The sequence below is a fragment of the Fusibacillus kribbianus genome (genome assembly GCF_030053595.1).
Classification (GTDB): Bacteria; Bacillota; Clostridia; order Lachnospirales; family Lachnospiraceae; genus Lientehia; species Lientehia kribbiana.
This window is the reverse complement of the sequence record NZ_JASGBQ010000013.1, coordinates 36,405-60,407: the sequence shown is the minus strand read 5'-3', so window position 1 is coordinate 60,407 and position 24,003 is coordinate 36,405. Positions and strand designations below refer to the sequence as shown.

The 24,003-nt window shown below is 49.3% G+C and carries 16 protein-coding genes and 1 pseudogene; 1 reads left to right on the top strand and 16 read right to left on the bottom strand.

Going from position 1 to position 24,003, the window contains the following annotated elements:
- Nucleotide 1: 1 nt before the first annotated feature.
- From QJ036_RS08425 to QJ036_RS08350, 16 genes and pseudogenes are all read right to left on the bottom strand, one after another.
- On the bottom strand, nucleotides 2-1,168 hold the full coding sequence (locus tag QJ036_RS08425) for a polysaccharide biosynthesis C-terminal domain-containing protein (protein ID WP_283230948.1): 1,167 nt from the start codon (nucleotides 1,166-1,168) through the stop codon (nucleotides 2-4).
- A complete protein-coding gene (locus QJ036_RS08420) occupies nucleotides 1,168-2,196 on the bottom strand; it encodes a polysaccharide biosynthesis protein (protein ID WP_283230947.1) in 1,029 nt (342 codons plus the stop codon). The genes QJ036_RS08425 and QJ036_RS08420 overlap by 1 nt, the downstream gene beginning before the upstream one ends.
- Before the next feature lie 32 nt (nucleotides 2,197-2,228).
- Nucleotides 2,229-2,384: pseudogene (locus QJ036_RS14335) on the bottom strand (DapH/DapD/GlmU-related protein); the annotation flags it as partial.
- A 371-nt stretch (nucleotides 2,385-2,755) separates the two neighbouring features.
- Nucleotides 2,756-4,066, bottom strand: coding sequence for a glycosyltransferase family protein (locus QJ036_RS08410; RefSeq protein ID WP_283230945.1), 1,311 nt, complete (start codon nucleotides 4,064-4,066; stop codon nucleotides 2,756-2,758).
- A complete protein-coding gene (locus QJ036_RS08405; protein ID WP_283230944.1) occupies nucleotides 4,059-5,360 on the bottom strand; it encodes an O-antigen ligase family protein in 1,302 nt (433 codons plus the stop codon). Before QJ036_RS08405 ends, QJ036_RS08410 begins: the two co-directional genes overlap by 8 nt.
- A gap of 1 nt (nucleotide 5,361) precedes the next feature.
- Nucleotides 5,362-6,534 carry a glycosyltransferase gene (locus QJ036_RS08400; RefSeq protein WP_283230943.1) on the bottom strand — a complete coding sequence of 391 codons (1,173 nt, stop codon included), beginning with the start codon at nucleotides 6,532-6,534 and terminating at the stop codon, nucleotides 5,362-5,364.
- The gene (locus QJ036_RS08395; RefSeq protein ID WP_283230942.1) at nucleotides 6,509-7,357 is read right to left on the bottom strand and encodes a glycosyltransferase family A protein; all 849 of its coding nucleotides are present in this window, start codon (nucleotides 7,355-7,357) and stop codon (nucleotides 6,509-6,511) included. The genes QJ036_RS08400 and QJ036_RS08395 overlap by 26 nt, the downstream gene beginning before the upstream one ends.
- Nucleotides 7,358-7,433: 76 nt before the next feature.
- Complete coding sequence (locus tag QJ036_RS08390) at nucleotides 7,434-12,452, bottom strand: InlB B-repeat-containing protein (protein WP_283230941.1); 5,019 nt, start codon at nucleotides 12,450-12,452, stop codon at nucleotides 7,434-7,436.
- 6 nt (nucleotides 12,453-12,458) lie between these two features.
- Nucleotides 12,459-13,145, bottom strand: coding sequence for a prolipoprotein diacylglyceryl transferase family protein (locus QJ036_RS08385; RefSeq protein ID WP_283230940.1), 687 nt, complete (start codon nucleotides 13,143-13,145; stop codon nucleotides 12,459-12,461).
- Nucleotides 13,146-13,309: 164 nt separating this feature from the next.
- Complete coding sequence (locus tag QJ036_RS08380) at nucleotides 13,310-18,280, bottom strand: phosphodiester glycosidase family protein (RefSeq protein ID WP_283230939.1); 4,971 nt, start codon at nucleotides 18,278-18,280, stop codon at nucleotides 13,310-13,312.
- Between the two features lie 34 nt (nucleotides 18,281-18,314).
- Entirely contained in the window at nucleotides 18,315-18,809 is a 495-nt protein-coding gene (locus QJ036_RS08375; RefSeq protein ID WP_283230938.1) for a hypothetical protein, read from the bottom strand.
- A gap of 25 nt (nucleotides 18,810-18,834) precedes the next feature.
- Complete coding sequence (locus QJ036_RS08370) at nucleotides 18,835-19,692, bottom strand: LicD family protein (RefSeq protein WP_283230937.1); 858 nt, start codon at nucleotides 19,690-19,692, stop codon at nucleotides 18,835-18,837.
- The gene (locus tag QJ036_RS08365) at nucleotides 19,677-20,465 is read right to left on the bottom strand and encodes a glycosyltransferase family 2 protein (RefSeq protein ID WP_283230936.1); all 789 of its coding nucleotides are present in this window, start codon (nucleotides 20,463-20,465) and stop codon (nucleotides 19,677-19,679) included. The genes QJ036_RS08370 and QJ036_RS08365 overlap by 16 nt, the downstream gene beginning before the upstream one ends.
- A 3-nt stretch (nucleotides 20,466-20,468) precedes the next feature.
- The gene (locus QJ036_RS08360; RefSeq protein ID WP_283230935.1) at nucleotides 20,469-21,164 is read right to left on the bottom strand and encodes a sugar transferase; all 696 of its coding nucleotides are present in this window, start codon (nucleotides 21,162-21,164) and stop codon (nucleotides 20,469-20,471) included.
- A gap of 172 nt (nucleotides 21,165-21,336) precedes the next feature.
- Nucleotides 21,337-22,455, bottom strand: coding sequence for a tyrosine-type recombinase/integrase (locus QJ036_RS08355; RefSeq protein WP_283230934.1), 1,119 nt, complete (start codon nucleotides 22,453-22,455; stop codon nucleotides 21,337-21,339).
- A 394-nt stretch (nucleotides 22,456-22,849) separates the two neighbouring features.
- Nucleotides 22,850-23,044 (bottom strand): hypothetical protein, encoded by a 195-nt coding sequence (locus tag QJ036_RS08350; RefSeq protein WP_283230933.1) that lies wholly within the window; start codon nucleotides 23,042-23,044, stop codon nucleotides 22,850-22,852.
- Between the two features lie 593 nt (nucleotides 23,045-23,637).
- Here QJ036_RS08350 and QJ036_RS08345 point away from each other — a divergent pair.
- A complete protein-coding gene (locus QJ036_RS08345) occupies nucleotides 23,638-23,874 on the top strand; it encodes a DUF4314 domain-containing protein (RefSeq protein ID WP_283230932.1) in 237 nt (78 codons plus the stop codon).
- Nucleotides 23,875-24,003: the final 129 nt, after the last annotated feature.

The following is a 24,003-nucleotide window of genomic DNA, read 5'->3' as shown; positions in this document are numbered from 1 at the left end:
GTTACACCTCCTCAAAATAGGTATCCGGATGATTGGGGTCAAACACCTCGTTTGCCCACATCACAGTCACCAGGTCCTCAGTCTTGGACAGATTGATAATGTTATGGGTGTAGCCCGGGAGCATATGGACTGCCTGAATGTTCTCGCCGGACACCTCGAACTCTATTACCTGGTCATACCCAATTTTTCGCTCCTGAATCAGCCCATGACCAGATACTACGATGAAAAATTCCCACTTGGAGTTATGCCAGTGCTGACCCTTAGTGACACCTGGCTTTGTGATATTGACGGAGACCTGACCGCAGGAGGCTGTTTTCAGAAGCTCCGTAAAGCTCCCTCTCTCATCCCGATTCATTTTGAGCGGAAACGCCACCTTGTCAGAGGGCAAATAGGATAGATAGGTGCTGTACAGCTTTTTTTCAAAGCTTCCTTCCGAAATGTCAGGAAGCAGAAGCGTCTGCGGCTGGTCATGAAACCGGTAAAGCAATTCCACAATCTGACCCAAGGTTCTGCAGTCGCTCCCGGGGACACTACAGTATCCGTTCTCCTCCCGATGGGGATGGCCCTCCATAGCATTCAGTATCTCCTCTACCAGATCATCGATATACACAAGTTCCAGCTTCACTTCTGGGTCAGAAATGGAGATTGGAAGATCCCTTGATATATTGTGGCAGAAAGTTGCCGCAACGGAATTGTAATTTGGCCGGCACCACTTCCCGAACAAATTTGGCAAGCGGTAAATCAGAACATCCGCTCCGGTTTTTTTTCCGTAGGAAAGGAGCAGATCTTCCGCCGCCTTCTTTGATTGCCCGTAAGGACTTCCCTCATAACGGCCAGTCAGACCGGCCTGGACAGAGGAGGCCAGCAGTACGGGGCAGTTATTTTTACTCTGTTGGAGAAGTTCCAGCAGCGTCCTGGTGAAATCCACATTTCCGGCAGTAAACTCGCGTTCCTCTTTTGGCCGGTTTACCCCGGCCAGGTGGACCACGAAATCCGCTTTCCGGCAATATTCCGCAAATACATCAGGAGCGGTTTCCCGTGTACACAGGAAGATCTCCTCTATTTGCAGGGTCGGCTGCGTTCTGTCTCTGTAGTCCCTGAGCGCATACAGACGCTGCGTCAGATTTTTCCCAACAAATCCATTTGCGCCGGTAATCAATACGTTCATCAGTAAGTTCCTCCGAACAGTTTCAGCTTCAGCAGCAGCTGTTTCATTTCTTCCACCGTAAGACGCTGGGTGTTATGAGAGGTGTACTGCGCTATCTTGCCAAATTCCGTATTGCCTTTGCTGAAATAATTATCGTAGTTCAAATCCCGGTTGTCTGCCGGGATACGGAAGAAGCCCGGCAGGTCTTCTGCCCGGAGCATTTCCTCCGCCGTCACCAAGACTTCATATAATTTCTCACCATGCCGGGTGCCAATGCAGGTGTAGCCCACATTGGAATTCCGTAGCTCCAAAACAGCTTGCGCCAACGTCTCTATGGTAGCGGCAGGGGCCTTTTGCACGAACAGGTCACCCTGTTCTCCATGCTCAAAGGCATAGAGAACCAGATCCACCGCATCATTCAAAGTCATCATAAACCGGGTCATAGCAGGATTGGTAATAGTCAGTTGCTTTCCCTCATCGATCTGCTCACAGAACAGAGGAATCACAGACCCGCGGGAGGCCATCACATTGCCGTATCGGGTCAGGCACAAAACCGGATCTCCCGGCAACATCTGCCTTGAACGGGCAATCACATTCTTCTCCATGACCGCCTTGGTCATACCCATAGCATTGATGGGATACGCAGCTTTGTCCGTAGAGAGAAAAATAGCCTTTTTGATGTGGTTCTCCACACATGCGGATATCACATTATCCGACCCCTGAACGTTAGTTTTGACAGCTTCCATGGGATAGAACTCGCAGGATGGCACCTGCTTCAGCGCCGCCGCATGGAACACGTGGTCCACACCGCGAAACGCACCCACAATGGAACGATAGTCCCGAACGTCCCCTATGTAAAATTTGATTTTCCCCGCCACTTCTGGCATCTTTGCCTGATATTCGTGGCGCATATCGTCCTGCTTCTTTTCATCTCTGGAGAGAATCCGAATTTCTTTGATGTCGGTCGTCAGGAACCGGTTCAGCACAGCGTTTCCAAAAGAACCTGTCCCGCCGGTAATCAGGAGCGTTTTGTTTTCAAAATGAGACATTTGGCATTATCCCTTTTCTTATATTAGTGTTCCCGGAATTTCACCACTTTTGCCGGATTACCACAGGCAACCGCATAAGGCGGAACATCTTTTGTTACGACTGCAGATGCCCCAATAATGGCGCCATCCCCAATGGTTACGCCAGGTAGTATTGTGACACGACTCCCAATCCAGACATCATTGCCAATCGTGACCGGTTTTTCGGCGGTTCCACCTTGTTTTTGCATAGGAATATCTGTTCGCAAAGTTTCGTGATTGTAGGTGTAAATATAGCACTCACGGCCCATCATTACATAATCACCAATAATAACCCGACCATAGAGCCTGCTTTTCTCGCCGATTCCCGAATAATCTCCAATTTCCGTTGTGTGCGAAAACTGCGCCTTTCTTTCGATGTTGACATGTACTCCAACTCTTGTGAGCATCAATCTGGCAGCAAATGCACGAATCTGTTTGCTGCCAAAATTGATCCTGGCATCGGATTTAGGGAGATGACTTCCAATCACATGATAGAGCAAGTATCCTGCTATATAAGAAAATTTCATTTTAACCTCTGCTATTATGATTCGACTTCTTTTGTTATTGCCTCTTCGATCGCTGCCCGAACACATTTTGATGTTGTCTTGGCATCGTGATTTTTTCTCCCGATTTCCTGTGCCGCGTTTGCATATTCCGATCTTTTTTGTGTGTTGGACAGAAGTAATTCCCAAGCCTTTTGCAGCTCAGCCTCATTTGTTACAACAACCGCACACTTCTCGTGGAGTAAGTATTGGGCCGATGCGGAATTTGCGGGAACATAAGACAAGAGGCATCTGCCTGCATGCAGACATTGCGCAATCTTTGTTGAAAAAGCGTATTGGAGTTTTTCAGCAATATCTGGTTTAAAGCTCTCTGTATGAATCAAGATATCAGACTCTGCAATGACAGCTTGGAGTTCATCTGCGGATATGAATCCATGGTATACGAGATTGCCCTGTTGACGGATCAGATCCTCATCACTTGGACACGCCTTCCCATAAATATCGATATGAACTGTTGAATCAATCTCGGATAGAATTTGGGCCATTCTAATCAAACTGTCTGTACGTCCTACTCCGAGATTTCCAAAGTAGGTTATTTGGGGCTTTCCCGCTGCAGAATACTCTGCGCACTCAATTTCAGCGCTGTTATATGCAACCATACCTGGAGGACACATAGGGTATTCTCTTTCATACCCTTCTTTCAGCATCTCACTGTTATAAATAATGAAACATGCTCGTTGAGTAAGTTTTGCATACAGATGCTTGATACGTTGATAGTATCTACGTTCAAGCCGTTTTCTCTTTTGCAAGTCAATGAGCCGAAAAGCTTCCCCATTGTAAAGGATCAAAGGAAGCCTGCGCTTTTTACATATGTGAAGAACCAGTTTGTCCAGAAATATGCTTTCACCAACCATATAAATCACCGCATCCGGCGAAACCCTGCTAATCCATTTTTTGAGTCTTGTGTGCCCCCATGGACTAACACTCCAAAGAATTTCTCGCAGCCATTTCAGGCGAAAATCATATTTTCTTCGTTTCATCCACCCTGGAACACTACGGGTAGCTAGTGTTTTCCCTGGCGCATCCGCAGATTGTTGTCCAGTTGCTGTTTCTTGTGCCTCCGTTTTACAAAATGCCTTGCCTCCACCTCTCCCGATGAACGCTTTCAGCATATCCATATCCGAAGTGCGAAAAGATTCACAAGCCGCACTATAATCCGGCGGCTGAACATCACAATAAAATTGCGCCTTCTCATCTGCCTGCCATGCAGACAGAAGCACTTTCATCGTAATGCCATTGGCCTCCTGGTCAGAAAAGCCTGTTCGGGAAATCATAAGAATTTTACTCATAGCAACATCTTTCCTTGCAAACAGCATTTTGTGGAATACCAATGGAGATAACAGCGAGGTAAATCAATGCATAAACGGAAATAGAGAACATTCCCTGCAGTGAACAGAACAACGCAATGAATACAATCAACGAGGAATAGTTTAACAATCTTGTAGCCACACTCCCCATTGTATACTTTTTCCTCATCCAGACTACCAGAGTCCCAAAATAGGAAACGAACAGGATCAACCCGATCAACCCAATATAATACTGAATTTCCAGGAATAAATTGTGTGTTCCTTTTTCAAGAAGCTCCGCTGACATTCCCTCCCCAAAAAGCATGATTCCGGGAGATGACATTATCTCATTACAATATGTGCCAATCAAAGTCGTGCGGCCCGTTGTCAGTTCACCCACAGAAGAAGCGCTGGTAATCCGATAAAGTGTAGTTGCGAATAACGTATTTGAAAGAAGAATTGCCGGGCATACAGTTCCCGCAGCGAACGCAACAGCAAATATATATCGTTTCCGTCGAATCAGATAGAAAAGGCATAAAAGCCAATACAAGCATAGAAGAAATATAAATGTTTTACTGTATGTTAATGCGCCAAACAAAAACATACATCCAGTGCCAAACAGGAACAATCCTTTTGATATATATTTTTTGAAATGAAGCAGCGTAAGCAAAACGATCGCCATTATTACAAGAGACATGTAATAATTAGGATCACGAAGCAGCCCCTGAAAGCGCGTGAGACTGCTGCCAAAATACGCTGTAACTTCTGTTCCTATAAGCTGGCTTATTGCAGGGGAGTTCCGGAACAACAGTGCGTAGATTGAAGATACCCCCACATTTATTACAAACAGTTCAATATCCAGAACAATGGTTTGCTCATCAAGAAACGAGATCAGAAGATATATGATGAGCAGTTGACTGAAACATAATACAAAATCACTGAGTGAGGACTGCATCCGCAGCATGATGTAACATGCCAAAAGTAATAAGCACACCAGAGCCGTATCCGCAACCAGTCCATCCCGAATAATAAACCAGACCTCCGCAATTAAACTCAAAACAACCACAAAGGAGAGTCCTCCCGGGAGAGCAAAGACTGTAGCCACACTAATCAGGCAGCAGTAATCTACGCTGAAAATACGTTCATCATATTTCACCAGACGATATATACATATCATAAATGCCACATAGTTTAACCAGGAACTCACAAACGGTGACAAGTAAATAAGCGCCAGAATAGCACAAATACCAGGTATCGGATAATGTAGCTTATTCTGAACTGATTGAAGTCGAATCATTTCAATCCCCTATTAGCGCAGCGAACTGTTTCATCGGATTTATGTTGTCTACATCGGTGTATCGAATTTGTGAACGAACATATTCTATTACGCTGCGATTCCGAAGTATTTCTACCAAGGACCTGTTAATCGAAAATTGTGAATTATCACAAACCCATCCGCAGCCACGGTTTAAGATCATTTCTTTCGTAGACGTTGTGGCGGTGCTTAGGATGGGAAGGCCTAAACAGTATGCTTCATCTATAATCATCGGCGCTGCTTCGTTAAAAGATGTAATGAGGAGTAAATCCGCGTTGCACATATACCGGTAAGGATTTGATTGTTCTCCATAAAAATGAACAAAATCCGTTCCATTACATTCGGAAGCAACGTCCAGTAATTTTCGCTTCATCGGCCCGTCTCCGACAATATGGAGCTCTGTCGGAATGCCGACCTGATTCACATGGGAAATCGCCTGAATTCCACGTTCTATCCCTTTTTCATGCGCCAATCGGCTCACCATTACAACATGAAGTTTCCCTTCCTCATATGTCACAGGGTTTGCTTTTGACTGGCTCAAAATTTGTTCGTACCGATGAAAGTTCCTTACAGTAACACACTTTTGCTCCAGATCCGGCATGACATGGAGGAACGCATTGCGGCATCCGTCTGAACAAGCTGCGATTTTATCAAAAGCAAGGTACAGTTCATTGTTCTGCGGATGATTGGCTCCGCAGTTTTCATAATCACAATGCAAAAAAGAAATTTTTTTCTTCGCGCGCACTTTTTGCAACACGAATTCGTTCACGCCGCCGTAAAAGGAATGGATATCCCCATTCTGAAGATAAGAAATCGCCACATCGTATTCTTCCGCAAGAGGTTTCTGGCTAAGAGATATCAAACGCATTACAAACGGACGGCCGAGCAGTTTGCATAATGCTGCCAATACACCACGCGTCAGCTTGTCCCGTAAGCAATTTTTACTTTCCGCCTGACTAACCCCAAGAAAGCGGAAAAGGGATGTACAGGTCTGAATCTCAACGGTTGGCGGGAGATGATCGATGTATTCGCCGGACTTGCTGAACAGATATAGGGTAATATCATATTTTTCCGACACACCCCACAGGAGATTGTACAGGCTCTTCTGTACGCCGCCCACTTTCATATTGTTATTGACAATGATGATTTTCTTCATGCTTTGATGACCATTCCACATAGGAGATCAGATCAGGAAAGCTCCTGTACCCGCTCCATAAAAGCCATATTTTCTTCCAAAAGCTCAGATCGGATTCCAAATCCTTCCGAGCCATGTGTACCATATAAGGAACAGCGGCCAGCCCTAACGAATGTCTTGCCAGGGCGCCCTTATCGAAAAAGAATTTTTCACCGTAGCCGGAAAAGCAGGTCGACGAATCCTTGCTAGTGGCCGCAATCACTTCACTGTAAGAATAAATCCTCAAATGCCTGCGAAAGCACTGAACAATAAAATCAGTATCCTCTCCATAAGAATACCGGCATCCTCCGCCGAATAACTCTGTGAAGTGCAGATCGTGCTTCAGGACAGAACTGCGGCGGACAGCCAACGCACATGTGCCATAGCGAAGGGCTCTGAAAAAAGGAAGCTTTCCGGCTTTAGGCTTTCGGCATTTATATACATTCCCGTTTTTCGTATATCTTGTGCCAAATACGATCATATCTGCATCGGGGAAGCGCTGAAATCCCGCGCTAATCATCCGGGGCATATCGGTCTCATATGTCAGATCGTCATCCGCAAACAGCAGGACCTCACCTGATGCCAATGCCAGCGCCAGGTTGCGGTTTTTTCCCACTCCTCTTGTGGCTGTGGTCAGCATCTTCACGGAATTAGATCCGACCTTCATCTCCTGATAGGAAAACTTGTCAGCCTGATTTGCGAATACAACATCACAATCATGAATGTTCATGGTATCATGTTTTGAAAAGTCGTACTGATGCATGGTTGCGCAGAGAATCTCAATATTCTTACATTCGCTCATCATTCGCCCCTTTTCACACAGCTCAATAAGAAACGCATAACCTGGTGCGCAGAATGCGCACCAGGTACGCGTCTGTTCCTTATCGAATCATCTTGCCGTCCTCGGCAAACGCATACTGACCGGCTTCTACCGGCAGGCCGTTGGTCACGGTGATCCAATAGCTTCTGCCATGGATCACCTCGCCGGTGGAGGTTCGGACATAGTAGTAGTCGTCCCCGATCTGGATCAGGCCAGCTCCCGTCCGCACGCCATTCACATAGTAGTACAAGCTGCCGTCCTCTGCTACGATGCCGTTCTTTACTTCCGGATCTTCTGGTTCCTCAGGCTCCGTCTCGGGCAGGATCATTTTGCCGTCATCCGCGAATTGATACTGACCAGCTTCTATCGGCAAACCGTTTGTCTGTGTAATCCAGTAGGTTCTGCCATGTACTACCTCGCCGGTGGACGTCCTGACATAGTAGTAGTCATCGCCGATCTGGATCAGGCCCGCGCCGGTCAGAACGCCCTTCTCATAGTAGTACAGGCTGCCGTTTTCCTCCACGATGCCATTCTTCGTTTCGGTTTCCTCCGGGAAGACGATCTTGCCCGTCTCATCGAATTGATAGATTCCCTCGTCCAGCAGGCCGTTTGTCTTTGTGATCCAGTAGCTGCAGCCACACACAAAGGCTCCGGAGGAGGTTCTTGCGTAATAGTAAGAACCGTCGATCAGCATCAAGCCGTTGGCAATAATAACACCGTCAATGCAATAGTAATAATTGGAGGAGCTTTCATCGAAATAGATTCCGTTGATGGAGGTGTCCGCAAAGTGTGCAATGACGCCGTCTTCACCGAAGGTATAATTGATTCCGCCGGGCAGCGCCAGTCCGTTGGTCTTCTCAACGAGATACTGGTTCTTTTCTGCCGTAGCCTTGCAGGCCTTAGAATCTTCTCCGAAGTAGTAGTAATTGATTACACCATCATCCTTGACGATCCTGATCAGGCCGGCGTACTCAACTACCTCGCCGTTCTGAATCCAGTAGGTATCCGTGCCCACATCATGCAGGCCGGACTTATCGCTCAGGAACACGCCGGTGCTGCTGTCAAATACAAAGGTCGCCTCATGGCTTCCGTCCTGAGAAGTGGTCTTGTACAGGCCCTTGACGATGTAGCCCTGCTCATTGAAATAGTAGGTGCTTCCGTCAATAATTGCCCACTGGCTATAGTAAGGCTGCTCGCCCTCCACATAGTAGGTGGTTCCGATTGTATCGGTGTACCAGCCGTTCCAAATCTGCCACTGGGCATACAGCGTCAGATCCTCCGTCAGGTTGATGATCGCACCCTCGTCCGCATAGTATGCACCGGAGCCGTCCTCTGCGGTGTTCCAGCCGGTGAACTTGTAGTTCTCGCGGGTGAAGGTATTGGCAGTCAGCTTGGTGTCTCTACCCTGAATGAATACCTGCGGCTCCATGCTGCCCTCGCCGCCGTTGGCGTTGAAGGTGACGGTGTGCTTAACCAGCAGTGTAGCAGTAAAGGTGGCCTGATAGGTCACATTTCCGGTCACAGAGCTGACTTCCGGCGTCCAGCCGCTGAAGGTGTAGGAATAGTCTTCGTCATCTGCCTTGGTGGGCATCTCGCCGTCATAGGTGGGGACGGTACCGTATTCCACGTTCTCGTCGGTCTCCAGGACCGTGCCGTCGGCATTCTGCCAGGTGACTGTGTAGGTGTTGACCGTGGAGGTGAATTCGGCGGTGTAGGTCACATTGCCGGTCACAGCGGTGATCTCCGGGTGCCAGCCCTTGAAAGCGTAGGTATACTGGGCGTCAGCTGCCTTGGTGGGCGTTTCGCCGTCATAGGTAGGCACAGTGCCGTAGGCCACGTTTTCGTCCGTTTCCAGGACCGTGCCATCGGTATTCTGCCAGGTGACTGTGTAGGTATTTACATTCTCCTGGAACTGCGCCGTGTATTCCGCGTTGCCGGTCACAACGGTAATCTCCGGCGTCCAGCCCGTAAAGGTATAGCTGTACTGGGCATTGCCCACCTTGGTGGGTGTCTCACCGGAATAGACAGGCGTATTGCCGTAAGGCACCTGCTCTGTCTTCAATAGGGTGTCATCCCAGTTCTTCCAGGTGATGGTGTACTGGTTTATCGTCTCTTCAAAGACAGCTGTATAGGTAATGTTGCCGGTAACGGTATCCACTGCAGGAGACCAGCCCTTGAAGGTGTAGCTGTATTGGGCGTCGCCGGTCTTGGTGGGTGTCTCGCCGTTATACTCGGGCGTGGTGCCGTATTCCACATCTTCGTCCGTCTCCAGCACGGTGCCGTCCCAGTTCTTCCAGATAACCGTGTAGGTGTTGATGGTATCGGTGAACACGGCGGTGTACTCCGCTTCACCAGTGACAGGCTGAATCTCAGGTGTCCAGCCGCTGAAGGTGTAGGTATGCTCTGCATCGCCGGCACGGGTGGGCGTCTCGCCGGTATAGGCAGGAACTTCACCATAGGCCACCTGCTCAATTTTCAACTCTGTGCCATCCCAGTTCTTCCAGGTGATGGTGTACTGGTTTACTGTCTGCTGATAGACTGCCTTGTAGGTCACATCACCGGTAACAGCGGAAACTTCGGGTGTCCAACCGTTGAAGATGTAAGTATACTGGGCATCGCCCTCCTTGGTGGGCGTTTCGCCGTTGTACTCGGGCGTGGTGCCATAGGGTACATTCTCGTCCTTCTCCAGTTCGGTACCGTCCTCGTCTACCCAGGTGACCGTATAGGTGTTGGCCTGCCACTGGGCATACAGCGTCAGATTCTCGGTCAGATTCACGATGGCTTGATTGTCATAAGCTGTGCCGGTGCCGTCCGCCACTGTGTTCCAGCCGGTGAAGTCATAGCCGGTACGGGCGAAGGTATTGGCTGTCAGGGCTGTGTCGGCGGAAGCGGGGACGGTCTGGGCATCCATGCTTCCCTCGCCACCGTTGGCGTCAAAGGTGATCGTGATGGTTTCCGTCTCGCCCTCCAGCTTCCACTTGCTGTCGTCGCTATTCCAGAAGTAGGTGCTGCCCGCAGCGGCTCCGTCGGTGAGGGTGTACGCTTCCTCGGTACCGACATCCTGGCTGCCGTTGTGGAGCTTGGCCGAGGTGATGGGAATCTCGTCATAGGTGGTCGTATAGTCTTTATACATATACGTCACGGTTTCCGTCCCGGCACCATTGGTCAAAATAAACTTGCCGGTTCCCTCGCTGCTGGTAATATCCGCGCCGCCTGCGGTCGTGTAGACATAGCCATCGGACTGTAAAGTGCCGTTGATATCAATGCGGGCGTCGATCAGATCATTTGCCGTGCGGGTATAGGTTCTGGTGGGGGAGTAAAGCACCGTCTTGAACTTGGCGTTGGACGCATAGTTTGCTTGGGTCCACTCATCGTGGTCATACACATACAGGGATGCGCCTTCATTCACCTGCACTGTTGCACCGTCTGCAACATTCACCTGAACGCCGGCCAGCAGAGCCACATCCTGGGTGATCTGCGTTGTACCGGAAAGAACGTTCAATGTCATGCAGTTCGTGATGGGCAGAACATAGTTGCTGGAACTCACCGTGATCCCCATGACCGTCAGGGTCAGATTGTTGATCTTCGCATTTCCAGAAACATTGATCTCCAGTCTGTCCTTGGCTGGGAGGTATTGCTTTGTAAAATATCCGCCTTCCTCGACCGAGAACATGGCGCCCTTATTGCCGATGAAATGCACAGCTGTAGAGGTGGCAGCGCTGGCGGCATAAATGGAGGTGTAGATATACTCATCCGCGCCGGATTCCAAAATCAGCTTTGCTTCAATGTTTTGAATAAAATACTGGTTCAGCGGGAAGATCTTCTGGGCATTGTTATTCATGCCGGAAGTGGCGCTGCCGCCGCGGAAATCGCAGATCTGCATATTCTCGTATACAGTCGCGCCGGATTTCGCCGTCACCGTACCGTCGCCGGACACATAGCCGTAGACATACAGCCCGCCGCCGCTGTTGACGGTGATGCTGCTTCCGCTGTTCATATAGATGTAGCCGTATTTCCCGCAAGGTGCGCCTGCGCCTGTTTGACCGTAGGCATAATGTTTTGCGCTGACGCTGATGGCGCCCTCCACCGTGATGGAAGCGCCCTCCGCCATGGTCAGGGTCTTATAGACCGAGGGTGCTGTCCAGACATTGCCCGTATTTGCAGGGGTGGTCGTATAGCAGGTGTAGGCGCTGTCAAAGGGAATCAAAAGGGTAACGCCACTGGAAATGGTGTAGCTGCCGCTGTTCAGCGTACCGTCAGATACGAGGACGATCTTGCTCAAGCTGTTCGTCACGGCGTATTCGTTGGCCTCATTCAAGTCGGTAAACTTCGCGCCGCTGACGTCAAAAACGGGATTTGCTTCCTCGGTAAACACAGCCGTGACTGTCTGGTCGATGTCAAAATACATCGTGGCAGACGTATCCGAGGACAGGTATTTTCCCTCCGTCACGCTGTACCAGCCGATGAACTTGTAGCCGGAAGCAGGCTTAGCGGCCAGGCTATAGGCCACAGTGGACTGCTGTGTTTTGGTGGTTTCTTCTGTGATCTCCACGCCGTCCACCGTATAGCTGCCGTTTTCCGCAGGCTGGAACGTGGTGGTGGCCTGCACGTTGGCGATCAGGGAGATCCCGCTGAGTTCCACTGCCGTGGTGTATGCACCGGCAGCGGATTTCAGATAAACCTTGATCGAAGCACCTGCCGCAAGCTCTCCGCTGTACGTTCCATCGGCAGTCACACTGGTGCCAGCTACCTGGATGGTGCCGCTGTTGTCATTCTGTGTTATCTTGTAGGAAAAAGACAGAATGGCGGGGACGGTTTTATTGTTTGTAATGGTAAGCGTGGACTCCGAGCTGCTGCTGGAACAGGTACCGCTTGTACCCTTAACAGAACCGGTAATTGTTGTTCCGGTTGCGCTCCACGCGTCACTTTTGTCTGTGGTCAAGCCGATGTTCTCATCGCTGAGTCCGCTAAGTGCCGTATCGGCCGCATAGGCCGTTAAAGAAAGATTCGGGAACAGCGTAAAGAGCAGCACAAAGGCGAGCAGCATGGCAGTCAGCCGTTTCAATACTCTTTTTATCATGGCCATTCATCTCCTAACTTTTTTTCCTTTTGCTTGAAGTTCAACGTAAATACTCAGGCCGATGGCGAAGGAAACCGCGGCCCAGAGGTGAGAAAGGTGGAAAATTCCCAGGCTGTATTCCTGATGGCGAAAAAACTCCACAACAAACCGGAACGCGCCGTAGGACGCCATATAGAGTGGATAAATCTCCCCGTGGGTCTGGCCGCACCAAACCTTCCGAACCAGCAGGACCAGCAACACCAGGTAGAACACCAGTTCCGCTTCCCTGGTCGGCCATCGCAAACCGTTCATACCGGGGATTGGCAGGCCAAAGCAGCAGCCGGACAAAATGCAGTTGACCCGTGCACACATGACCGTGAAGATCATGCACGGCGTAAGCAGATCACACACCAGCCCCAGGTTCCGCTTCGTCAGCTTCGCACCGGCCCAATAGACCAGTGGCATAAAGAACACACCGCCGAACAGACTCATGTTCCCCAGACTGTTCGGATTAAAGCCAGTCTCCAGGAAGGCAAAGATCTTCACACTGAGTACACCGATCAGGGTATGCAGCACAGCTACGGGAAAGACGGCATACAATGGCATTTTCAGCCGCTTCCGCACCATTGAGAGCCAGACACAGCACACAGCCGTGGCAAAAAACAGGAGCAGAAAGAGCGCATGTTCCTTCCCCCATGGCAGAATTTCATTCAATGTTTCCTCACCTTCTTCCGGCCCGGTCGCTTTCCTCTATACACCGGCAGAGATAACAGAGATTTCGTCTCCTTCGCTGGGTAAACTCATTTCTCCCTGGGCGGCCCAAGCCAATTTCGTGCCGGGCCGCCCGGTTTAATTACCATCCGTGGAAACGCGCTGATTCAGAAGACAATCTTGCCGGTTTCGTCGAAGGTGTACTGCTTGGATTCGAGGGGATAGCCATTTGTTACCGTGATCCAATAAGTGCGGCCGTGGACGATTTCGCCGTTGGAAGTCTTGGCGTAGTAGTAGTCTCCGTCAATCTGAATCAGACCGGCGCCTGTCCGCACGCCATCCACATAGTAGTACAGGCTTCCGTCCTCTTCCACAATGCCATTCTTGACCTCCGGCTCTTCCGGATCGGGATCGGGGTCGGGGGTAGGCTCGGGTTCAGGGTCAGGATCAGGAGTGGGATCCACGGCCGGAGGATCGATCATCTTGCCGGTCTCATCAAACGCATATTCTCCGGCAGGAAGCAGGCCGTTGGTCACTGTAATCCAGTAGGTACGGCCATGGACGAGTTCACCGTTGGAAGTCTTGGCGTAATAGTAGTCTCCGTCGATCTGAATCAAGCCGGCTCCTGTCCGCACGCCATCCACATAGTAGTACAAGCTTCCGTCCTCTTCCACAATGCCGTTCCTGACTTCCGGCTCTTCCGGATCAGGATCGGGGTCGGGGGTAGGCTCGGGTTCAGGGTCAGGATCAGGAGTGGGATCCACGGCCGGAGGATCGATCATCTTGCCGGTCTCATCAAACGCATATTCTCCGGCAGGAAGCAGTCCGTTGGTCACCGTAATCCAGTAGGTACGGCCATGGACGAGTTCACCGTTGGAAGTCTTGGCGTAATAGTAGTCTCCGTCGATCTGAATCAAGCCGGCTCCTGTCCGCACGCCATCCACATAGTAGTACAGGCTTCCGTCCTCTTCCACAATGCCATTCTTGACCTCCGGCTCTTCCGGATCGGGATCGGGGTCGGGGGTGGGCTCGGGTTCAGGTTCAGGATCAGGTGTGGGATCCACGGCCGGAGGATCGATCATCTTGCCGGTCTCATCGAACGCATATTGTCCGACAGGAAGCAGACCGTTGGTCAAGGTGATCCAGTAGGTTCTGCCCTTTACAGCTGTACTGGTACTGGTGCGGAAATAGTAGTAGTCCCCATCCAGCAGAACCAGGCCGGCTCCCTCTACCAAATAACCGTTTTCGATCAGATAAGTGTCGCCGTTTTCCTCTGTATACAGGCCGCTGTAGTTTTCCTGCCATACGCCATTGCTGTCAAACAGGCAGCAGACCATCTCGGTCATGCTTCCATACTTATGGATCTTCAGGTGCAAATCTGTGACGAAGTATCCATACGGCTGCTTTCCGGCATAATACTTGCAGCCGTCGATCTCCACCCAGCTGTTCATGACCCACTCGCCGGCCCACTTATAATGTGTGCCCTCTGCACTGTGGATCAGCGCGCCACGGGTCAGAATGTGGTCTGTAAACGTATATTCGTATCCATCGATGGTCCGGATGCCATCCACTGCTTTGCCCGTCACCGGGTCAAAGTAGTAGTAGTAATCCGCGCCGTCGGTCTGAATGATACGCCATCCGGATTCAAGTACACCATTGATCGCATAATACAGTTCATCGTCCAGCTCAAACAACCCAGTCAGCTTTCCGGTATAGATGCCATCTTCGCCAAGGTCATAGTAAAACTCGTTGTGTTCATCCTGATAGCCAGGCAGCTTCTGGATGCCAGTGAGGGGTTCATTGTTCTGGAAGTAGTAGACGTTTCCGTTAAAGGTGGCCCAGCCGTCCTTGATGGTACTGTCGAGCGTGTAGTCATCCTCGAAGGTGCGGAAGGTGGAGGCAAAATGGCCGCCACTGGGATGGGCTGTATTTTCCGGCTCGGTATACGGATAAATACCATACTGCTCCTGGAAGGAAGTCTGGCTTGCCATGGAGTACAGAGTGCTGGCTCCCAAGTAGATGTCATAGCTGATAGTGCCGCTGTGCTTCAGCGTCAGGCAATTATTCTCATCCCACACGGCGTCATCCTTCGGGACCAGGGAGAGGCCGCTGACAATGACGATGGGGTTAGCAGTTTCGGCGCTGATTGCCTCGCTCTGCTTGATCCAGTTGATGGAAATGGTCAGCGTGTTCGATTCTTCATCCAGTTCCGCATTGGTCAGGGTGAAATAGTCATTCACTACTTGCAGGTTGGAATAGTCAACCGTCACATTCTTATCGAAGTTGATCTGCACCTGAACATTGGTCTTGCTGCTGACACGCTCCGCAAGCTGGAGCAGGATGTCCCATGCGGTGACATTATCCAGATCGCCTCCCGCCACCATGGAAAGCAGCGGAATAAGCTGTTCGGGGACCTCCACTTTCTGCATATCCAGTGCAAAGGTGTACTCGGTCACCATGGGCAGATCGGCTTTGTTGATATAGTAGGTGTCGGTAGTGACGTCATCCTCGGTCGTGGAGACGCGGGTGGCGTTGGACACCTCACGGTTCCATGCCAGTGTACGGTCTCCGAACATGGCGGCATCAAAGTCAAACTTTGCCTCATCCGCACTATAGAGAGCCAGGCTCATGGTTGCCTGAATGGAATAGTCTTTGGCAATCATGGCGGTGACCTTTACATTCCGGATACCGGAAGCCGCATCGCCGGTAAACTGGAAGTCAGCAATAGTGCCAGCCGCGCTATTGCTCAATTCAAAGACAATATCCGCGGGATTGATGGTCACGGCGTTGCCGTTGTAGGTTGCCGCAATGGGCAGATCAACGGCCTCCCCATAAACGGCATCGATGCTGCTGCACGTAAAGAGCAGCGCATCCGGAAGCACCACATTCAGGGTCTTGGTTCCAACCACCACGCCATCCACCGTAAGCTGAATCTCTGTGCTGCCGGTTTGGGCTGCGGTAAAGGTATCATTCTCAACGGAGCCGACGGTGGAATCCACCACAACCCACTGGGTATTCTCCGGCAGTTCGGCGGCGTTGCCGGTGCTGCTGACGCCGCTGACCGTGAGGGCCAGGCTGCTGCCAACCGTCAGATAATCAGTATCCGTGGTAATCAGAGCATGGTCAAATGTATTGGTGGTCTGCGCCGTGGAAACTACCAGCAAGGAGGAGCTAACAGAACGCTCATATCCATCAGAGGGACGGTTCACAACCGTGACCTCGTCAGATCCCTCTTGCTTGGCAGCAAAGGTCGTGGAACCTCCGCCGTCCAGATTAATCGCGACGGTACAGCCGGCTTCCAGCATGATCTGGGCAATCTCCTCGGCGCTGCCGCCGGCAGAGAAGGGCTCCTGCCGTCCATCCAGCACCATCATGACCACTTTTCCGTCGCCGGTGATGCCTACACAGGTGCGGGAAGCTCTGGAATTGTAGTAGTCCGCATTGGTGCTGACTGCAATCTTTCCGTCCTTGACCAGGAATACGCTGCCGCCCACGGCCTCCTGGATTTGATCCTTGTATGTTGTGTAGTCGCTGGAGCTGCCGATAATGGGCGTTCCATCCTTCAGAATACCGAAGAAGTTCTCGCTGCCAACGCCATGGTACTCCACGCCCTCCATGACCAATGCGCCGCTGGGAACGCCGGTACTCATGTTATAGAAGTCCGCATTGACGCCCAGAACCGCATTGTAGTTTTCTATGTAGTTGTCCGGGTCAGCCGGATCAGAGTGCCTGGCCTGAGCCGCAGCCATCTGATCGGAAACTCTGGCCATGGCCCAGGCGGATCCGTCATTATTATTATAGTTCGCGTAGATGCTGATGTCCTCACGGCTGACGTCGATAGTAGCCGTGTAGAACACGATCTGCTTGCTGTCAGCGGTCAGCGCGTAGGTAATATCTTGGGTGACGCCGGGTGCAATGGTGCTGGTGGTATTGGAGAACACGGTATAGTAGCCGTTCTCCGGCGTATCCGGTTCCGGCTCCGGGTCGGGTTCCGGTGTCGGGTCAGGGTCGGTTCCGTTTTCATCGCCCGCAAGCTCAAACAGATAGTCCGCAAACGCATAGCAGCAGGCAGTTTGCAGGGTATCGTGATTCTCCAGATCAAGCAATTCGTAGGAACCTTCCAGTGCTCCGATCAAGGTGTTGGAGGTGTAGGCATCCAGAACAGCCTTACGGATACCCGCTTTTGTCTGAACGTTGCCCAGACGGTTCTGGAGAAAATACGCCGCGCGGCTCTCATCGCTGAGAGAACTGGTGAAATAGCCCTCCAGAATGGAGCTGATGCTGTCACCACTGCCCAGCTTGCTGGCAACATAGAAAGCATCCATATCACCATAGACGTCGGTGGAAGTAAAGGAGTGATCAACGCTGTTCAGCGTTGCATAATCCGCCCCCAGATACTTTTCCCGGATGGCATTCGCCAGAATATCCACATCGGTTTCACTGGTGTCCACCTTGTCCGGTATGTCCACATTTTCGGCGCAGTACATCATATCGGCGGTGTCGCCAGCCCAGCCGCCCATATCTGCGCGGGCCTGGATGGCTTCAGCAGTCATGCCCTGGACTGTCGCATAACAAGTGATGTCCAGAGTGCCGAACATATGGCCCAGGTCAACCAGGTTTCCGTTGGGCAGCGTGAGCTGCTCCAAGTCTTTCAACGCGGAAGCGGTAGTACCATTTGCAACGTCCTGCTGGGCCACATATTCCGTGAAGGCCGTATTCTCCGTGCCGGCCAGTGTTGCCCAGGTGCTGGAGGTGTACCGTTCCACACCTGTGCGGATGAAGTTAATCACCAGCGCAGTGGAATACTCCGAGGGATTGCTCTGGGCATACTCTAAAGCGTAATTCTCAAGTTGCTTCAGGTCAGCAAGGAATGTGGCATAGTCGGCCACAGGAGAAAGCTCAGGCGTATCAAGGGGCTCCGCCGGAGTATCCTCTTCTTCCCCACCGCCTTTGGTGTCTGCATCCTCCCCCAAATCGTCAGAGTTTGCCGCGGCATCGCTATCTGCCTCATCAAAGGCGGCTGGCTCTGATTTCTGCGCAGATTCTTCTGCGTACACAGTAATTGGCGACAGCGTACTCAAAAACAGCACAACGGCCAAAAGTGCAGAAGCAAACCTACAGGTTGTCCTCTTCCTCATGCTAATTCCTCCTCGTGTTATAAAATGCATTGGATTATTCCAAATGGTCGATCAGGTAATTGAGGTCCTCCTGCATGGCATACAGGCGATTTTGTTCGGTTGCCGTCAGCTCAGAATCTCCTTCCAGTTCATATACCTGCATATAAACCGTGCGTTTTGTCCCTCCGTTATCTGTCAATTCTCCCGCCGCCGCGCCTTCTGTGCCGCCGATGGTGACTTCAAACAAACGATAGCTGGTATTATGCAGCGTTGCGATGAATGAAACGACAATCGTATCACCGTTCTCCTGCTGTTCTGTCGTCACATACTCCTCCCATTGCTTGGGATAGTATAAGGTGCCATACGCAGTCTCGATTTTGCTCTCTTCCAGCTCCTCGACGGTCGGCGCGCTTTCTACACTGCCCGCTGTATGCTCAACAGCAATTCCTTCTTGCTGTTTGTCGGAAGAACCGGATTCTCCCGCTGAACATCCTGCAAGTAAAACGCAAAGCAGGATCGAACTGACCAGGCATTTCATACTTTTTTGCATTTCAGATATCCTTCCTTTCAAGCTGTCACCGGATGCTCCGGGTGTATTCACTGAACTTCATGGTGCGCTGCACGTTCTGATAGATTTCATAAGAATGTTCCGTATCAACAATCTCTGCATGAATTTTGCATCCCCTCTGCGATTCCGGTAACGGGGTCATATAATCGCCATACAATTTTGTGAGTAACGCATCATAATGCACTGACACTGGAGCTACCGATCCGCCAAAAGGAAACATTATGCTTTCTTCGAGCCAGATTCTCGGAAAGACGTTTTTCTGATACCTCCTAGCCGCTCCAAAAAATGTATGGACGTATTCTGTATGTTTTTCTTTTGCGTTGATTGCAATTTTGATGAACATGTTTTTAGGAAGAAACTTACATACCCCAATAAATAGCTTTTTGAATGGATCGTCAGTGCTATATCCTCGCGCATGTAACGATTTTGCAATTACAATTTTTGACGCCACAAATTGAGCTTTCCTTTTAATGGGATTGTCAGAAAGATTGTCGCATGGGAAGATGTCAATATAGATTCCCATGTGAGTTTCCCAATCCTTTGGAATATATCGTTCAATACAGGCAGTGTTGTTTTTTCTCAGTTTAGAAAAAAACATCGGCCAATGTTCTGTGAATTCCCGTTGAAGAAAATATTGGTTTTTATCTAACTCGGACTCAGCTATGTCCATAAAGCGATTGTAATCTTCTCTTAACATCACTACATCAAGATCATCGTCCCATGGGATAATTCCGTGATGACGAACAGCACCTAACGCAGAACCAGCATATAGCTGATACTTGATGTGATTTCTTGCACAGATTGAATCAAAAACGTACCAAAGTTCCATTAACACGGTCTGATGGTCTGTTATTGTATTTTCCATGTGCCACCCCGTCCGTATTTTCGAATGCCTGCAATTGAATAGCAAATTAAGTAGTACACACTCTTACCCAATGACAGGCCTACACAATCTCTATAGATATTCCAGCGGCTTTTTAAGCTTTTTCCCTTTTGATATGATCTGGAATTTTCTCTATAACACCAGTCCGTAAGTACATCTGGACATCCTACTGCTTCATATCCAGCTTTTAGGATTTCAAGCCATAAAACATAATCCTCATGAAAAAAGTCGGATTGAAAATGATACACTTTCATAACTTCGGATGAGACCAACACCGTAGAGCAACCAATTATATTCTCTTTTAGAAGCAAATTGAAATTTGTTCGGATAGGAACGATATAGTCGGGCCGTACTTTTTTCCCTTTCTCATCAACTAAAGCATAGGAGGTGTAACATAGCGAAGCTCCCGTTTCCATCACAGTAAAAAGCTGCTTTTCTAACTTGTAGGGATGCCATGTATCATCGCTATCTAAAAATGCAATCCATGGATATTGGGCAAATTGAATACCACAATTTCTGGAATGGGCCACTCCAGTGTTTTGCTCATTTCGCAAAATTTGTACTCGAGTATCCCGTTCTGCGTATTGCTGTGCGATTTTTAGCGTGTCATCAGTTGAGCAGTCATCAATAATAATTAGTTCCAGCTTTGGGTGGGTCTGTGCTAATGCGGATTCAATTGCTTTTCCTATTGTCTTTTCAGCGTTATACGCAGGCATTATGACAGAAACCCCAAGATAACTATTGTCATCACACACCCCTTATCTCGCCCCCTCGTGAGTAAAAATCAAATGAACCGTCTGGAAAATGCACTTCAAATCCAATCCTAGAGACTGCTTTTGAATGTACTCCATATCGAACACGATCTTCTCTTCCGGCTTGAGGTCGTAGCCACCGTTGACCTGTGCCCAGCCGGTCAGGCCGGGTTTTACAATCAGGCGGTTGTGAAAACCGTGAATATAGGTTTCAAATTCATCATAAAAACATTTCCGTTCCGGTCTCGGACCAACAAAGCTCATGTCGCCTTTCAGGATATTCCAAAGCTGCAGCAACTCGTCCAATCGGGACTTCCGAAGAACCCGCCCCAAATGGGTGCAGCGCGGATCATCCTTATCTGCCCACTGTGGCCCGTTTTCTTCTGCGTCAAGCCGCATGGATCGGAATTTCAAAATTGTAAATGGCTGTCCATCCTTTCCCAGCCGCTCTTGCCGAAACAGAGCCGGGCCCGGAGAATCCAACCGAATCAAGATCGCAATGAAAAGCATAGGAAGGGCTAATAAAACAATCAGCACCGCTGAGACAGCAACGTCAAAAGTCCGTTTCAAAAACGAATATGTATAATTGTCATTTGCTTTGGGCAAGCTGACTTCAAAATAATGTAGTTCAGACTCTTCAGGAAAACCTGAACCATAATCTTCCACCGAACTACGAACCTGTTCGGCTGTTACTGTACCCATCGTTGTCTATCTCTCCCCATAATCTCTTCTATAAAGAAAACCAGCAAGAGACATATTTAGCTCTTGCTGGCGTGTTTAGTATTCTTTCGCAGAGTATAACACCCTGTGATATTTGAGGAAAAGACACTGTAGTGCAATGGGCAGCTATTGGCTTGACGATGGAACTGACTGCTTATTCCAAATTGAGCAGATCCAGTTTATTCAGATTTTTTCGTTTCATATCCATAGAACAGTGCACATATCGGTTGATGGTGATTGTTGCGTTTGCATGTCCCAGAATCTCACTCAACGATTTGACATCTACTCCCGCCTCAATACAGCGGGTGGCAAAGGTGTGTCGAAGCGTATGAAAATGGACATCTTTCAGGTTGCAATCATCCACATACTTTTGAAATCGGAATTGCAGCACTCGTGGCTCCATGTAGTGCGGTGTTCCAGATAAAATAAAGGCATCTTCCCTATCAGGAAGCATCTTCTGGCACAGGTCCAAAGTCTGATTGGTCAGCGGGATTGTTCGAACTGAGGCTGGGCTTTTAGGTGGTCCAAGCATAACAGAAGTTTTTGTCTTGGCATCTGGAGACAGATTCTTCAACCGCTGAATTGTCGATTCGATCTGGATACTTTTATCGCGCAAAGAAATATTGCTGCATCTGAGCGCACAGATTTCCCCGATCCGCAACCCCGTCCAGAGGGAAAGAACAACGCCAAATTTGCAAAGATCCATATTCGTCAAAAGATACTCTGTCAGGATTCTTTGTTCCGGGATCGATAACACGCGGATTTTCCCTTGTTCATTTTTCGGATAGATAATTTCAATCGCATTCATTCGTCCCGAATAGTTCTTCTGTGTGTATTCCAATACAGAGTGGAGGATAAGCAAAATATCTTTCACTGTTTTGGGCGAGAGCCTTTTTTCATACAGGAGCTTCTGACTGAAATCACTGATTATCCGGGATGTCAGTTCATCTGGATAATATCCACCCAGCTGTGGCTTGATATATTTTTCAAGAACAGACTGGTATTTCACATAGGTGGACGCATGGAGTCGTGGCTGGTTAATTCTCAGCCATTCGTCGCAATAGTCATGAAATGGTCTCCGGGAGGTTGCTTTTGATGATGGTGTCCAGGCTGGAGCAGCCTTCTTCGCTTCCTCCATGCGGGCTTTCGCTTCAGAGTATGTTTTTCCATAACAGAAGCCGTACAGAAGTTTGCCGGAAGCATCCCTGCCTTTGTGATATCGGGCCTCCCATCGCCCGTCTTTTCGCTTAAATATATTCTCACCGGTTCGCATAATCTACATCCTTTCTTTTGTCAAAATTGCAACCGGTCATATTTTATCAATACTTCCTTATATGTAGACTGCTACCTGACTGCGAATACCAAGAAAAAGGCGTTTTCGACGACTTCAAGTAGCTTTTTTCGATTATTTCTGGACAAAATAGCCTGGGGCCTATTGAAATTTTTGGGTGTATATGTTAAAATATATCCGAATTAGAAGTAGAAAATGGCGTTATAGTTTAATCGCAGGGTGTTATACTCTGCGATTTTTTTCTTTTTTGTAAAGCCTTTTGAACTAGCTACCCGGTACCATTTACTGCAACTTGGCTACATCTATAAATGCAAATTGCGCAAATAATTATATCACACCTTGGTTTTAAGTTTCGGAACGGAATGGAGAATATGGGTTAGAAAAGGAAAAAGGCAAAGGGCACCGAACTGGAATCATCATTCCACTTCAGTGCCTTTCGTCTGTTATATGCTTTCGGGGGATTCGGCTTTCTGGTGATCGGGCTTATGGAACCCCAGGTGTTTCGCCGCTTGGCATTCAACTCACGTTGCTTTTTCTTTGAGAGTTTCTCAAATGGAATATAATTTTCCATTGTGCGGACTCCTTTCGTTCTTTGACTGGTGGGCATATGCTTTTACGATGGATGGCAGGGCCGCATCACAACACAATGCGAGGACGGTTTTTCAGTCTCCGTCTCAGCGCGCAAGAATATGATAAAGGTGGGAGAGGGTGAAGTCAAGAAAAACGGAATTTCATAACAAAAGAACGATTTGATGAAGATTCTCTCGTCAGGCTTTGTAGCCTTGTCAAATCTAAAGAAACGCTTTTAAAGGCTGCTCTTGGAGCTCGTGAACTTCAGATTGAAGAATACGAGGACAAGATCTACTTTCCGTGGTTCACAATCAGCGGAGTAGATGGAGAAGCCGACGCTTACACGAAGCTTATTTCAGCACTTGCTAGAACAGCCTGTGAGCAGAAACGTATCTCACCCGTCGAACGACCGCAAGAGAACCTTAAATATGCTATGCGGCTATTTCTGGTTCGCCTCGGATTTGTCGGAGACGAGTACAAACAAGCGAGAAAAATACTGCTCCGGGACTTATCCGGGAACTGCAGTTGGAAGGCCGGACACGCGCCAGAACGGCACGACGTGGCCGATGATTCCGAAAGGAGGCATGAACCCTAATGTATTATGGCCGAATTTATACTCAGGCTTTCATCCGCCAGCTACGTGAACGATATCCGGAAGGAACTCGCGTGGAGCTGATTTCGATGGAAGATCCTTATAACACAAAACTGAAACCAGGCGACCAAGGCACAGTCACCTTTATCGATGCGCAAGGAACAATCTTTGTCGATTGGGATTGCGGATCGTCGCTTGGACTCATTTACGGGGATGATATATTCAGGATCGTAGAATGATCCACACCAAAGCCAGCCCCGGTTGGGACTGGCTTTTTCAAGATAAACCCAACATTTTTAAGAAGAAAAATAACTATTAATTCTCCGCAAAAAGACTGGCTTTCTCTCGAGAAGAGAGCTATCATGCGA